Origin of the sequence: Aestuariirhabdus haliotis, from assembly GCF_023509475.1 — a bacterium.
In the GTDB taxonomy this organism is placed as follows: Bacteria; Pseudomonadota; Gammaproteobacteria; order Pseudomonadales; family Aestuariirhabdaceae; genus Aestuariirhabdus; species Aestuariirhabdus haliotis.
In genome coordinates, this window is the sequence record NZ_JAKSDZ010000013.1 from 19700 (window position 1) to 41393 (window position 21694).

Sequence of the window (21694 nt, forward strand, 5' to 3'; positions counted from 1 at the left end):
TCAGCTTCTGTATTCGGCATTGATGCGCACATACTCATGAGACAGATCCGTTGTCCAGAGTTGCTCACTTGCTTCCCCTCGTCCCAATTGCACTCGAATCAATAACTCATCCTGATCCATCACCCTTTGACCATCCTCTTCCCGATAGCTTTCGGCACGCCCTCCATTGCTGACAATCCTGACATCATCGAGCCACATCTGGACACGACTGACATCAAGATCACTTATATTGGCACGACCCACTGCGGCTAACACCCGGCCCCAGTTAGGGTCGCTGGCGAAAAGTGCGGTTTTTACCAAGGGTGAATGAGCAATTGTATAGGCGACATCGAGGGCCTCTGCCTCCGTGGACGCTTGCTCGACGAGCAGAGAGACAAACTTGCTGGCACCTTCTCCATCGCGCACAATCGCTTGGGCAAGCTGCTGACATAATTCAACCAGTTTACTAAGCAGCGCTTCATAGAGTGCCCCCGAGCTAGCTTCCAGCAATGGATTACCTGCCGTTCCGGTTGCCATTAAAATGCAACTATCGTTGGTCGATGTATCGCCATCAATCGTGATGCGATTAAAAGAACGATCACAAGCGGTGGCCAGTAACTGTTGCAACACATTCGGCGCAACCGCCACATCCGTTGCAATGAATGCCAGCATGGTCGCCATATCAGGCTTGATCATGCCGGCACCTTTAGAGATGCCGGTTATATGAAAGCTCTGACCATCAACTTCAAAAGTGAGGCTTGCTCCCTTGGGCAGAGTATCGGTTGTCAAAATACCCTGCGCGGCATCTTTCCAACCATCTTCGTCCAATGCCGCTACAGCATCAGGTATGGATTGGATGATTTTCCCGCAAGGCAAGGGCTCGCCAATAACCCCTGTCGAAAAGGGCAAAACTCTATCGGAAGTAACTCCAACCTGATTCGCCAGAGCTTCACAACAGGCCATGGCGTCGGCGTAACCGGCATCTCCGGTACCCGCATTGGCGTTACCCGTATTGATTAACAGGTACTCTGGTTGACTCGACAGGTGTTGACGGGCAATTTGCACCGGCGCAGCACAGAATGCATTTCGGGTAAAAACCCCGGCTATCGACGAGCCCGCGTTCACCCTAACGACGACCAGATCTTTACGCTCAGGATATTTGATACCCGCACAGCAAGTACCCAGTTCAACCCCTTTAATGGGATGCATCCAGGGTAGCTCAGACAAACCGACCGCCATCACAGCCTCCTTAAATTTAACTGACAAAAAAGGCGGCCTATGCCGCCCTTTTCCGATTACTACACCTTGGTAGGCTGTTAATTGCCAGGCTACCACTCAGGCGTCATAACAACCTGCTAGGCAATTTTGCCGTGGCATTGCTTATATTTTTTACCCGAGCCGCAAGGGCAGGGTTCGTTACGTCCAACCTTGCGCCCATCGCGCGTGTAAGGGGTTGCGCTCTCAGGAGAGGCTTCTTGCTCTTGCCCTTGTGACATCGCATTGGCCTGATCATGCTGAAACTGCAGACGCCGAGCAGCTTCTTCCCTTCGCTGGCGCTCAAGCTCTTCAGTGTTATCGTCCTGGCGAACCTGAACATGGCTCAAAATGCGCACGGTTTCATGCTTGATACTGTCCAGAAACTCCTTGAACAGTTCGAAAGACTCACGTTTGTACTCTTGCTTGGGGTTCTTCTGTGCGTAACCCCGCAGATGGATTCCCTGGCGCAGGTGATCCATAGTCGCCAGATGCTCCTTCCATTTGTCATCCAGAACACGAAGCAGCATCTGCTTCTCGAACATGCGGATAGATTCCGCTCCAGCCAAGGCCTCTTTATCACGATAGCTGGCAATAACTTGATCAAGAATTTTTTGTCGCAGGGTTTCTTCATGAAGATGATCATCTTCATCTAACCACTTCTGAAGTGGCATACGCTCATTAAACTCAGCGGCCAGCTGCTCTTCGAGCCCCTCGATATCCCACATTTCCTCAAGCGACTGAGGTGGAATATGCTGACTAATCAGCTCATTAACAACCGATTCACGAATGGCATCAACCGTTTCAGAGACATCATCAGCGGTCATTAGCTCATTACGCTGCTTATAGACTTCTCTACGCTGATCATTGGCTACATCGTCGTACTCGAGCAGCTGCTTACGAATATCGAAGTTACGGCCTTCTACCTTGCGCTGGGCTTTTTCAATCGCATTGCTCACCATACGGTGTTCAATGGCTTCACCTTTTTCCATGCCCAAAGCTTTCATAAAGTTTTTCACACGGTCGGAGGCAAAGATTCGCATGAGGTTGTCTTCCAGCGACAGGTAAAAGCGGCTGGAGCCCGGGTCGCCTTGTCGGCCTGAGCGGCCCCTGAGCTGATTATCAATACGGCGAGACTCATGGCGCTCGGTACCAATGATGTGCAAACCACCAGAGTCCAGCACCTGCTGATGAGACTCTTGCCACTCTGCCTTGATTTTGTCAATTTGCTGTTCGCTCGGGTTATCCAGCTTGGCAATTTCTGCTTCCCAGTTGCCACCCAGCATTATGTCGGTACCACGACCAGCCATATTGGTCGCAATGGTCACTGAACCTGGCTTGCCCGCCTGAGCAATGATTTCGGCTTCCTGCTCGTGAAACTTGGCGTTCAACACCTTATGGGGAATCTTGGCTTTGCTCAAAGCGCCTGAGATCAACTCTGAGGACTCGATCGAGGCTGTACCCACAAGTATCGGACGTTTTTCATTGACGGTATGTTTAATGTCTTCGATGACCGCGTCATATTTTTCGGCAATTGAGAGATACACGAGATCATTATAATCGGCCCGAAGCATCGGCTTATTGGTCGGGATAACCACTACATCCAAGCCATAAATCTGCCGAAATTCGAAGGCTTCGGTATCGGCAGTACCGGTCATTCCTGACAGTGTATTGTAGAGACGGAAATAGTTCTGGAAGGTTGTTGAGGCCATGGTCTGGCTTTCAGCTTGTATCTGCAACCCTTCCTTGGCTTCCAATGCCTGATGCAACCCTTCCGAAAGCCGACGACCGGGCATGGTCCGTCCGGTATGCTCATCGACCAGCATAATCTGGTTGTTTTGAACGATGTATTCAACATCTTTGTGGAACACAACGTGAGCTTTAAGCGCCGCATTTACGTGGTGCAACAGGGTCAGATTGCTGGAGGAATACAGGCTTTCACCCTCTTCCAACAGGCCGGCTTCAGCCAGCATATCCTCTACATGCTGGTGACCCAGCTCGGTTAACTCTACCTGACGAGTTTTTTCATCAACCGTGTAGTCGCCCTCCAGCTCTTCCTGGCGGGTCAGCTTGGGCACCAGGGTATTGATTCGCTTGTAAAGCTCGGAGCTATCCTCCGCGGCACCCGAAATGATCAATGGCGTACGAGCCTCATCGATCAGAATGGAGTCGACCTCATCGACAACAGCAAAATTCAGCCCGCGCTGAGCCCGGTCTTCGGGACTAAAGGCCATATTGTCACGCAGGTAGTCGAAACCGAATTCATTATTGGTACCGTAGGATATATCGGCTTCGTACGAGGCTTTTTTCTCAAAGGGATCCTGACCAGGAACTACGACACCAACAGTAAGTCCCAGAAATTCATACAAAGGACGCATCCAGTTAGCATCACGGCGCGCCAGATAGTCGTTGACCGTCACGACATGGACGCCCTTACCACTCAATGCATTCAAATATACCGGTAGGGTCGCTACCAGAGTCTTACCTTCACCGGTGCGCATTTCCGCGATGCACCCTTCGTGAAGAGTGATACCACCAATCATCTGGACATCGAAGTGGCGCATCCCCATCACACGCTTGCTTGCTTCACGCACTACGGCAAAGGCTTCTGGAAGCAAACTATCCAGCGCGGCACCGTCCTGAATGCGCTGCTTGAATTGATCGGTCTTTGACGCTAATTCTTCGTCGCTAAGCTGCTCGAGAGACTCTTCAAACCCATTGATCGCTTTAACGATCTTGCCCATGCGCTTTAACTGTCGGTCGTTACGGCTTCCAAAAACTTTCTTGAGTAATGGAGAAAACATAAGTGCTGTGGTCTTCTAATTAGTGTCAGTCGTCGGCTTGCGAATCACAAACCAAAAGAAAGGGGCATTCTACCGCTAAAGGGTACCGTCAATAAACCATTGAGACGGGGAGGGCTTATATTATTTGAATTGATCTACAGGTGAAGGGCCTGGTAAGGGAAGTTAGGCCTGAGGTGCCGAGCCTAGCGGCTGGCACGGTAGATATATTTGGCTGGATCGACCGCCTTTCCATTGCGGAACACCTCAAAGTGAACATGAGGCCCCGTCGAACGACCACTACTGCCCATCAAAGCAATCGGCTGACCCTTTTTGATCAAATCACCGACCTTGACCAGGCTTTCCTGGTTATGGCCGTATCGCGTTACATAGCCACTGCCGTGATTCACTTCCACTAGCAAACCATAGCCCGAACGCTTACCGGACCAGGTAACCACACCCGAAGCGACTGTGATCACATCGGAACCGGCCTTTCCAGCAAAATCAACGCCACGGTGCCAGGCCAAACGCCCATTGATAGGATCCGTTCGACGCCCAAAGCGCGAGGACATCCAGCCCTTTTTAACAGGCCGGCCAGCAATAAACACATCGTCTTGCAAGCGGCGATTACCCATCAGGGTTTCTAGCACTTCCAGCTGCGCTTCGCGAGATTCAATACGCGCAGTAAGCTCATCGATCACATCAACGAAGCGAGGCTGCTGATAAGCATCACCCAATTCCGTGGATTCAGGACCACCCAATGCAGGAGGCGCACTAAAATCAAACTCTCCCTTATCAAGCTTCGCCATGGTCGTCATTCGCTCACCCAGGGCATCCAGTCGTAGCAATCGACTCTGTAATTGCGCAACCCGGAGCGATAGGGCATCCACCTGCCCCATGGAATTTGCTCTGATTAGCTCTAATTCTTCACGCTGATCCTGTAATTGAGCTCTCCAGGTAGCCATGGTATCTCGAGTAAATAAACCATCGGCATCAGCGGTAAGGTACTGATAGGTACCAAATCCAGACAGGGACCCAACAACCAGCAAGGCAAAAAACAAGCTTGCAAACAGTCCTTTACCGCTTAACTTAAGCGAACGCGACTGGGTGCTATTGTTTCTAACGATAATAATATTCATACGCTGCCTAACTGCCTCATCAATTCACCCTACAACTTAAAGGGTAATTCTCTTGCTCGCACTGTATAACATAAGGCGTCTTCAGAAGGCCATGACCAAAATTAAAGCCTAGACCCCCTTGTGAACAAAGTCACAAGAAAGCACTTCAGTCCCACAATATCAAGCAACTAGCCAGACACTCTATCATTTTACAGCGCCAAATGACCAGCCTAGGGCCTGCCATCACCCTTGGCAAAAACAAAACGAGGGCCTAATGGCCCTCGAAAAAAGCAACAAACTAACAACTACACGGCAGCAGCAGGCTTCATATAAGAGATCGGCGCGGTTTCAGCGTCTTCAAATGTAACTATTTCCCAGGCATCTTCGTTAGCCAGCAACTCCCGAATCAGCTTGTTGTTCAGGGCATGACCGGATTTATACCCCTTAAACTCACCAACCAGACTCTTACCGAGCAAATAAAGATCTCCAATGGCATCCAGCATTTTGTGTTTGACGAACTCGTCTTCGTACCGCAGACCATCTTCATTGAGGATGCGGAACTCATCAACTACGATGGCATTATCCACACTGCCACCTAACGCAAGATTTTTGGAACGTAGATACTCAATATCACGCATGAAACCAAAGGTACGGGCCCTGCTGACCTCTTTTACAAAGGAGGTACTGGAAAAATCAACGCAGGCCTCCTGGGTTCGCCCCTTAAAAACCGGGTGATCAAAATCGATACCGAAGGAGACTTTAAAGCCATCAAAGGGGAGAAAGGCGGCTCGCTTGTCATCTTCTTCAACAACGACTTCACGCTTGATGCGCACAAATTCTTTAGGCGCATCCTGCTCTTCAATACCCGCAGATTGCAGCAAAAATACGAATGGGCCTGCACTACCATCCATAATGGGTACTTCATGAGCACTGACTTCTATATAGGCATTATCAATACCCAAACCTGCCATAGCAGACAATAAATGCTCGACCGTATCGACCCTAACACCATCCGCATTCATCAAAGTGGTGCAAAGCAGTGTTTCGCCAACATTCCCAGCCCTAGCAGGAATTTCAACGACAGGATCGAGGTCAGTACGACAAAAAACGATACCCGTACCCACCGGTGCTGGTTTGAGCGTGAGGTATACCTTCTCACCCGAATGCAACCCCACACCGGTAGCCCGAATAATATTCTTTAATGTCCTTTGTCTAATCATATAAGTACGCCGTAAATTGATCAGTTTTTAACCAAGCCTATATGGCAAGCCGGCCATTGTACCAAAGTCGTAGAGAATCTACCAACCTGACAAATCAGGCCGACTAATCGGCCTGCCTGCGAAGGAACGCAGGGATGTCGAGGTAGTCCATATTCTCAGACTGAATCTGGTCCGCTTTAACAGCGTTGGCTCCATTTACCACAGCTTGATTGCGCATAACTGTTGGACGGTCGAGTTTCTGGTAATCAACCGATCCGTCTCTGCGAGTGTTATCGACCACTTTAACAGGACGCTCGGCCACTTCCCCCAAACCAGTAGCCACTACAGTAACTTTCAACTCATCTGACAACTCAGGATCAATAACAGTTCCCATGATCACCGTCGCATTTTCTGAGGCAAAGGCTTCAATAGTATTACCCACTTCAGAAAACTCACCCAAGCCCAGATCCAGACCCGCTGTTATATTAACCAGAATGCCTCGGGCACCTTCCAAATCGACATCTTCCAGAAGCGGGCTACGAATCGCCGCCTCGGCAGCTTCGACAGCACGATTCTCTCCAGATGCAGTTCCGGTTCCCATCATAGCCATGCCCATTTCGGACATCACAGTGCGAACATCGGCAAAGTCGACGTTAATCATACCTGGGCGAATAATCAGATCAGCTATGCCCTGTACCGCACCGAGCAAAACATCATTAGCCGCACCAAAAGCTGACAGCAAGCTGGCATCTTTACCCAGCACAGGGAGCAGCTTTTCGTTAGGAATGGTGATCAAGGAATCTACATTTTCAGCCAGTTCCTTAATACCTTGATCGGCAATTGTCATGCGCTTGCGCCCCTCAAATGGGAACGGGCGAGTAACAACAGCGACGGTCAAAATCCCCATCTCTTTAGCAACCTGAGCAACAACCGGTGCAGCGCCGGTACCGGTACCACCACCCATTCCAGCGGTAATAAATACCATATCAGCCCCATTCAGGACTTCAGAAATTCGCTCCCGATCTTCGAGCGCAGCTTCGCGACCAATTTCAGGATTAGCGCCTGCACCTAGCCCTTTTGTCACACCCGTTCCCAGTTGCAGAACGGTCTTTCCAGACAGGTCCTTTAATGCCTGTGCATCAGTATTCGCACAAACAAAATCAACGCCTTCAACATTTTGTGACAGCATATGGCCAACGGCATTACCGCCGCCTCCGCCAACACCAATTACTTTAATAACTGCATTCTGAGGTACGTTATCCACGAGTTCAAACATGAGCCTCTCCTTTCCCCTTTTATTGTTTAGTACTACTTTTCCGGTCTATTAAAAATTACCCTGGAACCACTGCTTAATACGGTTCACAAAGCTTTCCCCTGCTTCTCTTTGAGGAGCAACAAAACCTACTTCAGACTGGTGCTGAAAACCATTAAGTAACAGCCCCACTCCCGTTGAATAAATCGGATTACGAACAACATCCGACAAACCCATCACATCTTGCGGTACAGCCAGTCGAACCTGCTTATGGAAAATTTCCTCAGCAAGCTCTACCACCCCTTCCATTTTTGCCGTGCCACCGGTCATTACAATTCCGGCTGGTATCAAATCTTCGAAACCACTGCGGCGTAACTCCGCTTGGACCAAAGTGAACAACTCGTCATAACGAGGTTCTACGACTTCCGCCAGGGCCTGGCGTGTTAAATTGCGCGGCGGTCGCTCCCCCACTCCGGGTACCTGAATGGTCTCCTCGGCGCCGGCTAACTGAGTCAATGCACAGGCATAGCGAATTTTCAATTCCTCGGCATGCTTGGTCGGCGTGCGCAGAGCCATCGCGATATCATTCGTCACCTGGTCTCCGGCAATGGGAATGACCGCCGTATGACGAATGGAACCTTCGGTAAAGATCGCAATATCGGTAGTCCCACCACCGAGGTCCACCATGCAAACTCCGAGTTCTTTTTCATCGTCGGTCAGCACCGCACTACTGGAAGCCAACTGCTCAAGGATCACGTCCTCCACTTCGAGCCCACAACGACGGACACATTTTTCAATATTTTGCGCAGCATTGACTGCACAGGTCACCAAATGCACCTTTGCTTCCAGACGAACACCGGACATACCAAGCGGCTCTTTAACACCCTCCTGCTCATCGATCACATACTCCTGAGGCAGTACATGAAGAATTTTCTGGTCCGCTGGAATCGCCACAGCTTTGGCGGCATCAATAACCCGCTCAATGTCAGCCTGGGTGACTTCACGATCACGAATAGCAACAATGCCGTGCGAGTTCAAACTACGAATGTGGTTACCAGCAATGCCCGCATACACTGAATGAATCTGACATCCTGCCATCAGCTCAGCTTCTTCCACGGCTCGCTGGATCGACTGGACCGTGGATTCGATATTGACGACCACGCCTTTTTTCATGCCGCGAGAGGGATGTGAACCAATACCGACCACTTCTACCCGGCCTTCTTCGCTCATTTCACCAACAATCGCAACGACCTTAGACGTTCCGATATCCAACCCTACGACCATTTTCCCACCGGCATTAGCCTTCATAATTTTGCTCTTCCCACAGTTTCAGATATCAACGGTTGTTGGCTGCCCAGGTCGTTCCATGCAACTGCAACACCATTGAGATAACGCACATCCACTTGCTTGATGGAGCGGTTATTTTCTTTTAATGCGGCATCGTATACCGCTACAAATCGTTGAATTTTATCGACCACTCGATTACGACCAATCATTATTGAGAAGTGCTCAGTAACCAGCTGCCAACTTCCCCTTTCACTTAACGCCAATTGCCGTACCGATAAATCCAGCGGGCGTATCATATTACTGAGGATTTGATACTGTTCCATCACTTCCTGTTCACTTCCATTAGGACCAATCAAATGAGGTAACGAAGTAAAACCTTCAGTATCCCCAACGACAAAACTATGACCTCGGCTGTTTAACAGCGCGTCGCCTCTCCAACGCGCTACCGGCACTTGCTCAACGACAGTTACATCGAGAATACCGGGCCACTGACGACGTATGCTCGCACTTTGTACCCAGGGCAAGCTTAACAATTCCGCTTGAACGTCATCCAGGTCAACCGTAAAAAAACGCTCCTGAAGATAAGGCTTCATTGCTAGCTGAACTTGCTCTGTGGGCATATGAACAAAACGTCCATTTACAGCTACCCGCTCTATTGGCTGATTAATGACATCACCAATAACCGGCGCCATAAACCAGGCAACCCCTCCTACCATACTGGCGATCAAACCAGCCAGTGAGACTATTTTTAGAAATCGCGCAACCTTTTGCAGCCAACGTTTACTGTTGGTCTGCTGGCGACGGCTGGCTCCTCGGGTTGTAGCACCCGATGGAGTTCGCTTTTTCGCCTTGTTGTTACGGATTTCCTTCATATTCCATAATCTCTATAAGGTTGTTGCCAATATGGCGACAACCAATTTACCAAAACTTAAACCTGCAGCCTTTGCCGCCATCGGTACCAAACTGTGGTCTGTCATACCTGGGGCGGTATTTATTTCTAACAAATAGAAATCACCTTTTTTGTCTTGCATAACATCAACTCGTCCCCAACCTTCACAACCCAACGCAAAAAAAGCCGAAAGAGACAGTTCGTTTAGCTCTGCAATTTTCTCATCACTGAGACCGCATGGGCATAGGTAACGTGTATCATCCGTTACGTATTTTGCGTCATAGTCATAAAATGTGTGGTCGGTCTCTAATTTTATTGGGGGCAAAGCAACCCCATCCAAAATAGCAACAGTATATTCATTTCCCGACACCCATTCTTCGGCCAATAAATCACGGTCATAGCGAGCGGCCTCGTTCACGGCACGAGTGAAATCGACCAGTTGATCAACTTTGGTCATCCCGATACTGGAACCTTCGTGGACCGGTTTCAGAATGCAGGGCAAATGAATTTTGAGGGCACCTTCATCGCACGTACGATTTACTAGCTGAGAGGCTGGAGTCGGCAAACCAAGCGCACTCCAGATTAGCTTGCTGCGGTACTTGTCCATAGCCAAAGCCGATGCCATAACATCGCTTCCGGTATAAGGAATTTTGGCCCAATCCAGCACACCCTGAAGCGTGCCATCTTCCCCTCCCCGTCCGTGTAAAGCGATAAAGGCTCGATCAAATCGACCACCCAGTTGCTCCAACACGTCTGCGCCACAATCTATCAGCTCAGCATCCACACCCTCACCTTGCAAGGCTGTAAATACGGCCTTACCACTATTGAGTGACACCTCGCGCTCAGCAGACTGTCCGCCATACAATACAGCCACCTTACCCAGCAAAGAAGGTTCAACAAGCTTAATATGGTTAAGTGTACTCACGGCTACTTACGCCTCATCCAACCAAGCCAATTGGCTTTTTGATAATTCCAGAGCTAACCCACCGATATCACCCGCCCCCTGAGTGATAAGCAGGTCATCATCTTCAAGGAGGGATTTTAAAACTTCCTCTACAGACGCTCCACGCTGAACAAAGATGGGGTCAATTTTTCCACGCTGCCGGATACTTCGGCATAAACTGCGACCATCGGACCCGGCTATGGGCTCTTCTCCTGCAGGGTAAATATCCATCAATAACAACACATCCACATCTGATAATACCTCAACAAAATCGTCGTAGAGGTCACGGGTTCGACTATATCGATGGGGTTGATAGACCATCACTAAACGTTTTTCAGGCCAGCCGTTGCGTATCGCTCTAATGGTTGCAGCGACTTCACTGGGGTGGTGACCATAATCATCCACTAGCATGATCTCTCCACGCTGGCGTTCAAAATTTCCCAACACCTGGAAACGCCTGCCGACGCCCGCAAAACCCTCAAGCCCCTTACCGATATCCTCTATTGAGATACCTTCATCCAACGCGATAGCGATAGTTGCGAGTGCATTCAATACATTGTGGTGGCCCGGCATGTGCAGACAAGCATCAAAGCTCTCCCGGGTGCTTTTTCGGGTCACCGTGAAACGGGTTAACAAACCATCCTGGCTGATATTGGTAGCACGAATGTCAGCCTCTTCATCAATACCGTAAGTAATAACTGGTCGCTTAACCTCGGAGAGAATTTCCCGCACAACAGGGTCATCAACACAGACCACCGCAAGCCCATAAAATGGCAGGTTATGTAAAAATTCAATAAAGGTGTGTTTTAGCTTGCCGAAATCACCATCGTAGGTCGACATATGATCAGCTTCAATATTGGTAACGACAGCAACCATCGGCTGTAAATGTAAAAAAGAAGCGTCACTTTCATCCGCTTCCGCGACCAGATAACGACTGCCGCCTAATTGCGCATTAGTACCAGCAGAATTCAGTCGCCCCCCAATAACAAAGGTCGGATCCAAACCACCCTGGGCCAACACGGAAGCAATCAGGCTAGTCGTTGTCGTTTTACCATGAGTTCCAGCAACCGCAATACCGTGACGATAACGCATCAGCTCGGCTAACATCGCCGCACGTGGAACTACGGGGATACGCTGAGCTTGAGCTGCGACAACCTCTGGATTTTCGTCAGCAACTGCACTGGAGGTTACGACGACATCCGCACCTTCAATATTTTTCTCATCATGACCAATTAAAATACTCATACCCAGCTCTGACAAACGTGCGGTCACGGCTGACTGACGAATATCGGAACCGGAAATTTCATACCCCTGATTTAATAATACTTCGGCAATGCCACACATACCCACGCCGCCAATACCAACAAAATGAATTTGGCGAATACGGCGCATCTCAGGCACCGCAAAAACGGGTACGGGTTTATTTAATGAATTAGGCATGCGCCACCTCCAAACACTGATTGGTAACTACTCGGGTGGCATCGGCCCGGGCCATTTTTTTGGCAGCTTTAGCCATCGTTTCCAGCTGACCACGGTTAGCGGTAAATGCGGTTAACAATTCAGCGATTCTCTCTTTGGTCATTTCATTTTGGGGCAGTAATACTGCGGCACCGACACCAGACAAATGCCGAGCGTTTGCGGTTTGATGATCGTCCACCGCAAACGGGAAAGGCACCAAAATAGATGGCAGGCCCGCACAGGCAAGCTCTGCTACCGTCAAAGCTCCGGCTCGGCAAATCACCAGATCCGCCCAGCTATATGCCTCGGACATATCTTCAATAAAGGCATCAACTCTGGCCTCGACACCCTGTTTTTTATAAAGAGCCAGGGTTGTTTCCTGATGGCGTTCACCTGTTTGATGCCATATCTTAATATTGTCATGTAACAGATTGAGCGCTGCCGGCATAACCTGATTGATAGCAAGCGCACCCAGACTGCCACCTACGATCAAAACCCGTAAATAAGTTTCGGCAGGCAAATGCTCTATGCTGACGATATTCTCTCGCACCGGATTTCCGGTGCAGAGACGGTTATTGTATTGCGGAAATGTGCCTTCAAAAGCTTCAAGAATGCGACTGGAGATTCGAGCAAGAAATTTATTGCTCATACCTGCAATGGCATTTTGCTCATGAATCAACACAGGGATACCTAGTAAACGAGCGGCCAATCCTGTTGGCGCAGTAACGTATCCTCCCATTCCCAACACACAGTCAGGTTTGAAACGACGTAATGAACGCAGCGCCTGCCAGGTAGCTCGAGCAACCATAAAAGGTGCCAACAACAAACGCAGACGCCCCTTGCCACGGACCCCCTGCATATTGATCGTATCAATTGGGATACCTTGCTTGGGTACCAAACGGGATTCCATGCTCTCTGGCGCACCCAGCCAGCGCACTTCGGCACCCGAATGCTTGAGCTCATTGGCCACTGCCAGCGCAGGAAAAATATGTCCACCTGTGCCACCGGCAACAATATGAATACGAGCGGGTCGACTAAGCATGTTGACGACCTCCCTGGCTTTCTCGCTGGCGCCGTTCGTAATCAATACGCAACAGTAAACCAATGGATACACAGCTGATCACCAGACTACTGCCGCCATAACTGAGCATGGGCAGCGTCAAACCCTTGGTAGGCAATAATCCCGTATTCACACCGATATTGATCAGTGTCTGCATGCCAAACAACAACCCAATACCATAGGCAGCGTAACCCCCAAAAAACTGTTGTTGCTTCTCTGCACGATAACCAATAACCAATGCGCGCACACACAGAGTCACCAGCAAGAGGATAATAATACCCGCACCAATCACACCCAGCTCTTCGGCCGCTACCGCAAAGACAAAATCGGTGTGCGCTTCCGGCAAATAAAAAATCTTTTGGATGCTATTGCCTAGCCCCGTACCAAACCATTCGCCGCGACCGAAAGCGATAAGCGATTGTGTCAGCTGATAGCCGCTATCAAACTGGTGCTCCCAAGGATCGATGTAGGTCACCAAACGTTGCAAGCGATAGGGCTGCGAAACAGCAAGCCCTGCAACGGCTGCACCGCAGGCAAGAATTAACATCAAGAATTGATACAGTTTTACACCCGCCAGGAACATCATACCCATAGCTGCGCTGAGCAAGACCACAACCGCACCAAAATCGGGTTCCAACAATAACAACAGAACCGCCAATGCTATTACCAGCATCGGTTTCATAAAGCCCCGCCAATGATTTCTTACTTCTTCACTGCGCCGAACCAGATAACCGGCCAGGTATAGAATCAAACAGAGTTTGGCAACTTCCGAGGCCTGTAGATTAACCACGCCGAGATTTATCCAACGCACGCTACCATTTATTTCACGACCAATAATTAATACCAAAGCCAGCAAACCGAAGGTGACCGCCAGTTGAACGACGCCGGTTCGCTCCCAAACATTAATCGGAACCATCAAGGTGCAGCAGAGAAAAATCAGTCCAATAGCCACATAAAGAAACTGTCTGGCCGCATAGAAGAAGGGATTACCCAAACGGCCATAGGCCACTTCCATTGATGCTGAAGTAATCATCACCGCGCCCAGCAATATCAGACTCAGGGTGATAAATACCAACAGATGATCAAAAGTAGCTTGGGGCTTGATCACCGGTATCTGCATGGTCGTCGCAAAACTAGCCATGGACGACCTCCTGTACCAGTTGAATAAACTGGTCTCCCCTATCCTCGAAATTCTCAAACATATCAAAACTGGCACAGGCCGGCGCCAACAAAACAGCATCTCCTGGTTCGGCCAGGGCTTTAGCCTGACTAACGGCTGACCGAAAGTTATCGCATTCGAGAAGCTCAAGCCCTGACAATGCAGCACTGATTCGAGGAGCATCACGCCCAATCAACAAAGAGGTTTTGACGTACTGAGCGACCACAGGACGCATACTGCTAAAATCAGCACCTTTGCCATCCCCTCCTGCGATCAGGATCACTTTGCCGCTGATTTGCTGGCCAACACCCTCAACGGCAGCCACGGTAGCGCCAACATTGGTTGCCTTACTGTCATTAATGTAAACCACTCCGGCAACTTCACTGACCCACTGGCTTCTATGCGGTAGACCGGTGAACTCTTTTAAAACATCCAATGCCGGTTCCAACGGTAAGCGTAGGCTTTCGATGATAGCCAAAGCCGCCAAAGCATTGGCTTGATTGTGACGACCAAGAATTTTCAGTTCATCAACCGGTAATAAATGTTGATGCCCCTTTGCCAACCACAAACGATCACCATCGCTCTCGACACCCAGCTGGCCAATATCAGCCGCCCCTAAGCCAAAACTGGTTACACGAACCGAATCGCCAACCAATGGATTGGTTAATACATCATCACGATTCACGACAACCGTATTGCAGCCTCGGAAAATTCTGTGCTTCGCTCGATGATAATCAGGCAGTCCCTGATAGCGGTCCATATGATCTTCGCAAACATTCAAAACCGTCGCGACTTCCGCACCAACCCTTTCGGTCGTCTCCAACTGAAAACTGGACAGTTCCAGAACAAAAATATCAACATCTTGCTGGAGAAGATCCAGCACTGGTGTACCGATATTGCCACCTACAGCAACTCTCAATCCACAAGCCTGTAGCATAAGGCCGACTAAAGAAGTCACCGTGCTTTTTGCATTAGATCCTGTAATAGCAACCAGGGGTTTATGGACAGCTCGACAGAACAGTTCAATATCACCGACAATCTCAACACCCTGTTCGGCTGCTCGAACCAATGCGGGTTCTTTCAGGGAGATACCAGGGCTAACGATCAGTTGCGTCGCCCGTTCAAATTGGGAGGCTTCAAATTCACCACAGACAACGCGAACGCGAGGGAATTCCTGAAGAAACACTTCTAGCAAAGGAGGATTTTTCCGACTGTCTACTACGGAAAAATCGAGTCCCATCCTTGATAAATAACGGGCACAGGATAACCCGGTCTTACCCAGACCGATGATTACCCTGTTAGTGTCCGTCGTTATCAACATGGTCGCATTCCTAGCGAAGCTTCAGCGTTGCCAGTCCAAACAAGACCAGCATTAAAGTAATAATCCAAAAGCGTACGATGACTCGCGGTTCTGGCCAGCCTTTCAATTCAAAATGGTGATGCAGGGGTGCCATACGAAAGATTCGTCGGCCCGTTAATTTGAACGATGCCACTTGCAGAATGACAGACACCGTCTCCATTACGAACACACCACCCATGATGAAAAAAACAATTTCCTGACGCACGATTACGGCAACAACCCCTAAAGCAGCTCCCAGCGCCAACGCACCAACATCCCCCATAAAAACCTGCGCGGGATAAGTATTGAACCAAAGAAACCCCAACCCAGCGCCAGCTAGAGCCGCGCAAAACACCACTAACTCACCGGCACCGGCGATATAGGGAATATGCAAATATTCGGCAAAACCAACGTTGCCGCTAGCGTAAGCAAAAATCCCCAGAGCACCGCCAACCATAACGGTTGGCATGATAGCCAGGCCATCCAACCCATCCGTCAGGTTCACCGCATTACTGGAACCGACAATCACGAAATAGGTCAAGACAATAAATAGCGGGCCCAGATCAATAGCAACCTCTTTAAAGAATGGAACGATAAGATCCAGTTCGGCAGACCCTCCATTACCCTCGGCGCTGGCGTAAAGAATAATGGCTGCGGCCAAGCCCGCGACCGATTGCCAAAGGTACTTCCACCGTGCCGGTAAACCACGGGGATTTTTTTCTACAACCTTACGATAGTCATCCACCCAGCCAACAGCACCAAAGGCAAAGGTTACCAGCAGCACAATCCACACATAATGATTGCTAAGATTTGCCCACATCAGGGTGCTTAAACCCAACGCCACAAGAATCAATGCCCCACCCATGGTTGGCGTACCCGCCTTGCTGAGGTGCGTCTGTGGGCCATCATCACGAACTGCCTGACCGATTTGGTAGTGGCGCAAACGATGGATCATCAAGGGACCAAACCATAAAGAGATTGCCAGGGCCGTCAGCACACCCAGAATTGCGCGCAACGTTAAATATTGAAACGCATTAAATACACTAAAATATTGCGACAGGTATTCACTCAGCCAAACCAACATCAGCGAGCTCCCCCTAAATCTTTTTCACTCATTGCGGCTACTACCTCTTCCATCCGCGCACTACGAGATCCCTTGATAAGAAAAACCGTGTTCTTCGAAGCGGCTTTTATCAAATTATCAACCAGCTCTTGTTTATTCAGGGTTGAGAACGCATCAGCACCGAACGCCATCGCAGCTTCCGCACTCAACGGCCCTACCGTATAGAGTGCGTCAATCCCCCGCTGCCTGGCATATTCCCCCAAGTGCCGATGCGCCTCTATGGCTTCACTCCCCAGTTCAGCCATATCACCCATTACCAATACCTTGTTACCCGAATGCTTGCTTAACAAATCCACTGCCGCCTTGAAGGAGGCCGGGTTTGCGTTATAGCTATCATCAATTACTTTGCAATCGTTAACCCCTGAAACAACAACGCCACGACCCGAAACAGGCTGGGCAGATTCCAGGCCAGCCACCACCTGCGGCAGCGAAACTCCCAATGCAATACAACAGGCTGCCGCCGCAATTGCATTGGCAATGTTGTGCTCGCCAGGAAGTTGCAAATTTACTGGCAGCTTCTGCTCACGATAACAAAGCGTAAAACGGCTACTATCGCTACCTACTTCAACATCTGCCGCATGAACATCCGCCTCAAGACGATGCAACGAAAAACTCACCAGCCTCCTATTGGCAGCCACACCTTGCCAATAACCAAAGAAGGGATCATCGAGATTAAGAACCGCAACGCCTTCAGCAGATAGCCCGGAGAGGATTTCGCCTTTGGCCTGGGCAATTCCACGCAAGGATCCGAAGCCTTCTATATGAGCGGCTGAAGCATTATTTATTAGAGCAACATCGGGCTTTACCAAACCCACGGTATAACTGATTTCCCCGATCGCGCTGGCACCCAACTCTATAACGGCATTGTGGTGCGCACATTCAAGCTGGCATAGCGTCAGGGGTGCACCAAAGTCATTATTTAAATTTCCGCGAGTGGCATGCACCTTACCTTGCTGCGCAAGAATAGCCGCACTGAGTTCCTTTACACTGGTCTTACCGCTACTGCCTGTAATAGCAATAACAGCGCCTTCAAATTGTTGTCGCACCCACTGACCGATCAGACCAAGTGCTATACGCGTATCCTCGACCTGCAACTGAGGTAGCTCAGTATCCACAGCGCGGCTGACGATAGCGGCAACGGCCCCAGCTTTTCGGGCCTCGGCAAGAAACTCATGCCCATCAAAAGAAGGGCCCTCTATCGCTACAAACAAGGCGCCGGGTTGTAGTGTGCGGGTATCAATACTGACGCTGGAGAAAGAGCAATCTCCACCTGGCATTTTCCCCTTGAGAGGGGCCACTAACTGGCTTAATTTCGGCTGACCGATCATGCGGCGTCTCCCTGCCAGTGCTGTAAAGCCAGCTCTACCTGTTCCTGGTCACTAAATGGATGACGTACCGTATTCACTTCCTGATACCGCTCATGCCCTTTACCGGCAACTACGACAACATCATTTACTGAAGCCCTGGAAACGACGTCTCTGATCGCTTTCTTACGATCACTGATCACTTGCACGCGGGGCAAGTCTTCAACATTAATGCCACGCATCACATCGCTGATAATCGCATCGGGATCCTCACATCGAGGGTTGTCGCTAGTCACCATTACCATTTCAGCTCCGGCCAAGGCAGCTTGCAACATCAAGGGCCGCTTACCCACATCCCGATCACCACCACAACCAAACACACAGACAATTCGACCATGACAATGGTGCGACACCGCGGCTAACAAACTTATGAGTGCGTCTGGTGTATGAGCATAATCGATCACAACCAGCGGTTGCTTTTCACCACCAAACAATTGCATACGACCGTCTACGGCTACCAGAGTATTTGCCGCAGACAATACGGCAGGAAGCTCATACCCCTGCACGCAGAGGGCCGCGATAACGGCCAACACATTGGCTAAATTGAAATCGCCCAAAAGCGCACATTGCAGATCACCGTCTCCCCAGGGCGTTACAATGTGTGCCTGTATGCCACGTGACCCATACACGATTCGCTCTGGATAAACGTCGCCCGATCCCGACCGCAAGCTGTAGTCGATTACCGTCACATTCGAGTTCACTGAGCTTTTCATCAGAGGTGCGTATTCGTCATCTCTATTGATAACGGCATACTCCAATGTCGGTGCAGCAAACAAACGAGCCTTGGCCTCGGAGTACTGTTCCATATCGCCGTGATAATCAAGATGATCCCGCGTCAGATTGGTAAAAATGGCGGTGGTAAATCCAACGCCTTCTGTACGCCCCTGTTCAAGACCATGAGACGACGCTTCCATTGCCAGATTTTTGACCTCAACTGAAACGAGCTCTGCCATAAATTGCTGAGTAGTAACCAGATCAGGGGTCGTATTCAGCCCTTCTTCCATAGAGCCTACAAAACCAGAACCCAAGGTTCCCATAACGCCACAGGGCTCACCAAGGCAATCAAGTAGCTGGGCCAAATAATGTGAACAGGATGTTTTTCCATTGGTACCTGTAACGCCGAAAATGCGCAGCTTATCCGATGGCGACCGGTAGTAATCGGCAATAATACGGGCGACATGGTTCGACAACTCAGGCAACGCTACAACGCAAACGCCATTGCGAATTTCGCACGAGCTATCGCCATGGTCAGCTTCAACCACGACCGCCGAGGCACCCGCACTAATTGCGTCATCAATATAATGGCGACCATCGGCATCGACACCGGGTAACGCCAGAAACAGGTTTCCTGTCACCACCTTGCGACTATCAATCGCAACTCCCGTTATTACCACATTCTTCAGAGCTTCCAACAGTGTCGTTGAAGCATAGGGCTCTAGAAGCTGCGATAGTTGCATTGTTCGAGCTTCAGCCGTCATGACCTGTTCGCCCGTGGCTGTTGTTTTTTTGCAATTCTTTTCACATCGGCCGGAGTTTCTCCCAGTAAATGCAGAGTCCCTGCTACAACATTGGAAAAAACAGGTGCGGCAACAGCGCCACCGTAGTAGTCACCCGCCTTGGGATTATCAATCATTACCACAGCAACCACGCGAGGATCATTAGCCGGCGCAATACCCGCAAACGTCGAGTGATACTTGTTTTCTTCATAACCGTTACGGCTTACCTTGTGAACCGTTCCAGACTTACCTGCAACCTCATAACCCTCAACGGCTGCTTGTGTTCCGGTTCCACCTTTTTTAACGACAGCCTTCATCATTCCTCGCACATCTTTTGCAATGCGCTGGGAAATAACCTGCTCTTCAATTTCATCTCGATTACCGTCACGCAAAATCGTGATTGGCTTTTTAAGGCCGTCACGAGCAAGTACGCTGTATGCAGAAGCTAGCTGCAAAGCCGTCACTGAAATACCGTAGCCATAGGATAACGTTGCCGTTTCTGTAGCGCGCCAACGCCCTCGATTGGGCAAAATACCGCCACTTTCTCCGGGAAATCCACTTCCGGACGCTTGCCCCAGACCGACTTGATAGAAAGTCTCCCAGATCGTTTCTGCGCCGATATCCAGGGCGATTTTACTGGTCGCAACATTGCTCGATTTGGCCAGCATTTTGGTCATATCCACAACGCCATAATTTCTATGGTCTTTAACCAGCAGTTTGGAACTAACGCGAAAAACACCCGGCGAGGTATCAATACTGGAACCTTTGCTATAATGGCCTGTTCCCATTGCGGCGGCCAACGTCAACGGCTTAACAGTGGAACCCGGTTCAAACACATCGGTCATAGCACGGTTCCGTAGACTAGCCACGTTGATACGCTTGCGATTGTTCGGGTTATAGGAGGGCTGATTCACCATGGCTAACACTTCGCCAGAGTCGACATCAATCACAACCAGAGAACCACCGTCAGCTTTTTGCTTACTTACTGCCGCCTTGAGTTCACGATAAGCCAGATATTGCACACGCATATCAATACTCAGGATCAGATCCTTACCGGGGTTGGCACTGGCCACCAGTTCAGCACTTTTTACCAATCGGCCACGACGATCCTTCAACATCCGATATTTTCCTGGAGTGCCTTCCAACCATTCGTTATAGGCAAGCTCCATTCCTTCCTGGCCATTGTCATCCACATCGGTAAAACCGACCAGATGCGCTGCCACCTCGCCAGAAGGGTAATAGCGACGATACTCATCGATGGTGTACATACCATCGATGTTCAAATCCATTAGTCGTTGCCCTTTCTCTGGCGTCACATGGCGCTTCAAATATACAAACTCTTTGCTGCTATTTTTTTTGATGCGATCCTTGAGATATCGCACGGATAGATCAAGCTCCCGGGATAACTGCTTCCAGGGCATTTGCTTCTGCGCCAGTTCCTGAGGGTTTACCCAAACCGAAACCACTGGCGTACTAACGGCCAAAGCTCGACCATTGCGATCAAAAATCACCCCACGGGTAGCGGCAATGCGCGAGTAACGCACTGTTCTTTTATCGCCTTCATCCTGCAAGAACTGACGATCAACAACCTGCAGATCAACAATGCGCCAAAAGACCATACTGGTAGCAATAGCCACCAGTATCAGCACAAAAACAAACCGTGCCGGGTAGGGTCCATTACGCACATCCTTGTTCACTGCACCACCATAATCGTGTCCTTTGGGTGAGGTATATTCATATTCAATTGTTTACGGGCCAGATTCTCAATTCGGCTAGGCGTTGTCAGGGTGCTGTGCTGAAGCAGTAACTGCCCCCACTGCACCTGCGCCTGATGCTTAGAATTGCGCTCAGCCATCAACTCATTAAATGCCAAACGGTTAAGGTGTGCGGTGTAGGTCACCAACAACGCAGAAACGGCAACCATAACCAGCAATAACACCATTAGCAGGTGTTGCTTGCAGATCAATTCCTGCCACACGCTCTTCACCATATTT

The 21694-nt window shown here is 49.8% G+C and carries 17 protein-coding genes; all 17 read right to left on the reverse strand.

Annotated features, from left to right (window positions below):
- Positions 1-1218 (reverse strand): bifunctional glutamate N-acetyltransferase/amino-acid acetyltransferase ArgJ, encoded by a 1218-nt coding sequence (argJ, locus tag MIB40_RS09890; protein ID WP_249693557.1) that lies wholly within the window; start codon positions 1216-1218, stop codon positions 1-3.
- Positions 1219-1334: 116 nt separating this feature from the next.
- The gene (gene secA, locus MIB40_RS09895; RefSeq protein ID WP_249693559.1) at positions 1335-4037 is read right to left on the reverse strand and encodes a preprotein translocase subunit SecA; all 2703 of its coding nucleotides are present in this window, start codon (positions 4035-4037) and stop codon (positions 1335-1337) included.
- Positions 4038-4219: 182 nt separating this feature from the next.
- The gene (locus MIB40_RS09900; protein WP_249693561.1) at positions 4220-5152 is read right to left on the reverse strand and encodes a M23 family metallopeptidase; all 933 of its coding nucleotides are present in this window, start codon (positions 5150-5152) and stop codon (positions 4220-4222) included.
- Between the two features lie 284 nt (positions 5153-5436).
- Positions 5437-6351 carry a UDP-3-O-acyl-N-acetylglucosamine deacetylase gene (lpxC, locus tag MIB40_RS09905; RefSeq protein WP_249693563.1) on the reverse strand — a complete coding sequence of 305 codons (915 nt, stop codon included), beginning with the start codon at positions 6349-6351 and terminating at the stop codon, positions 5437-5439.
- A gap of 103 nt (positions 6352-6454) precedes the next feature.
- Positions 6455-7606 (reverse strand): cell division protein FtsZ, encoded by a 1152-nt coding sequence (gene ftsZ / locus MIB40_RS09910; RefSeq protein WP_249693565.1) that lies wholly within the window; start codon positions 7604-7606, stop codon positions 6455-6457.
- Between the two features lie 48 nt (positions 7607-7654).
- Positions 7655-8890: a cell division protein FtsA gene (gene ftsA / locus MIB40_RS09915; protein ID WP_249693567.1), complete on the reverse strand. Its 1236-nt coding sequence runs from the start codon at positions 8888-8890 to the stop codon at positions 7655-7657.
- Positions 8887-9741 carry a cell division protein FtsQ/DivIB gene (locus MIB40_RS09920; protein WP_249693569.1) on the reverse strand — a complete coding sequence of 285 codons (855 nt, stop codon included), beginning with the start codon at positions 9739-9741 and terminating at the stop codon, positions 8887-8889. The genes ftsA and MIB40_RS09920 overlap by 4 nt, the downstream gene beginning before the upstream one ends.
- Before the next feature lie 12 nt (positions 9742-9753).
- Positions 9754-10683: a D-alanine--D-alanine ligase gene (locus MIB40_RS09925; protein ID WP_319941649.1), complete on the reverse strand. Its 930-nt coding sequence runs from the start codon at positions 10681-10683 to the stop codon at positions 9754-9756.
- A 6-nt stretch (positions 10684-10689) separates the two neighbouring features.
- Entirely contained in the window at positions 10690-12141 is a 1452-nt protein-coding gene (gene murC, locus MIB40_RS09930) for a UDP-N-acetylmuramate--L-alanine ligase (RefSeq protein ID WP_249693571.1), read from the reverse strand.
- Entirely contained in the window at positions 12134-13201 is a 1068-nt protein-coding gene (gene murG, locus MIB40_RS09935) for an undecaprenyldiphospho-muramoylpentapeptide beta-N-acetylglucosaminyltransferase (RefSeq protein WP_249693573.1), read from the reverse strand. Before murG ends, murC begins: the two co-directional genes overlap by 8 nt.
- Positions 13194-14360: a putative lipid II flippase FtsW gene (gene ftsW, locus MIB40_RS09940; RefSeq protein WP_249693575.1), complete on the reverse strand. Its 1167-nt coding sequence runs from the start codon at positions 14358-14360 to the stop codon at positions 13194-13196. The genes murG and ftsW overlap by 8 nt, the downstream gene beginning before the upstream one ends.
- A complete protein-coding gene (murD, locus tag MIB40_RS09945) occupies positions 14353-15699 on the reverse strand; it encodes a UDP-N-acetylmuramoyl-L-alanine--D-glutamate ligase (protein ID WP_249693577.1) in 1347 nt (448 codons plus the stop codon). Before murD ends, ftsW begins: the two co-directional genes overlap by 8 nt.
- 10 nt (positions 15700-15709) lie before the next feature.
- Complete coding sequence (gene mraY, locus MIB40_RS09950) at positions 15710-16801, reverse strand: phospho-N-acetylmuramoyl-pentapeptide-transferase (protein ID WP_249693579.1); 1092 nt, start codon at positions 16799-16801, stop codon at positions 15710-15712.
- Positions 16801-18168, reverse strand: coding sequence for a UDP-N-acetylmuramoyl-tripeptide--D-alanyl-D-alanine ligase (locus tag MIB40_RS09955; protein WP_249693581.1), 1368 nt, complete (start codon positions 18166-18168; stop codon positions 16801-16803). The genes mraY and MIB40_RS09955 overlap by 1 nt, the downstream gene beginning before the upstream one ends.
- Positions 18165-19682 (reverse strand): UDP-N-acetylmuramoyl-L-alanyl-D-glutamate--2,6-diaminopimelate ligase, encoded by a 1518-nt coding sequence (locus MIB40_RS09960; protein ID WP_249693583.1) that lies wholly within the window; start codon positions 19680-19682, stop codon positions 18165-18167. Before MIB40_RS09960 ends, MIB40_RS09955 begins: the two co-directional genes overlap by 4 nt.
- Positions 19679-21397, reverse strand: a complete 1719-nt coding sequence (locus tag MIB40_RS09965) for a peptidoglycan D,D-transpeptidase FtsI family protein (protein ID WP_249693585.1) — start codon at positions 21395-21397, stop codon at positions 19679-19681. Before MIB40_RS09965 ends, MIB40_RS09960 begins: the two co-directional genes overlap by 4 nt.
- On the reverse strand, positions 21394-21690 hold the full coding sequence (ftsL, locus tag MIB40_RS09970; RefSeq protein ID WP_249693587.1) for a cell division protein FtsL: 297 nt from the start codon (positions 21688-21690) through the stop codon (positions 21394-21396). The genes MIB40_RS09965 and ftsL overlap by 4 nt, the downstream gene beginning before the upstream one ends.
- Positions 21691-21694 lie beyond the last annotated feature (4 nt).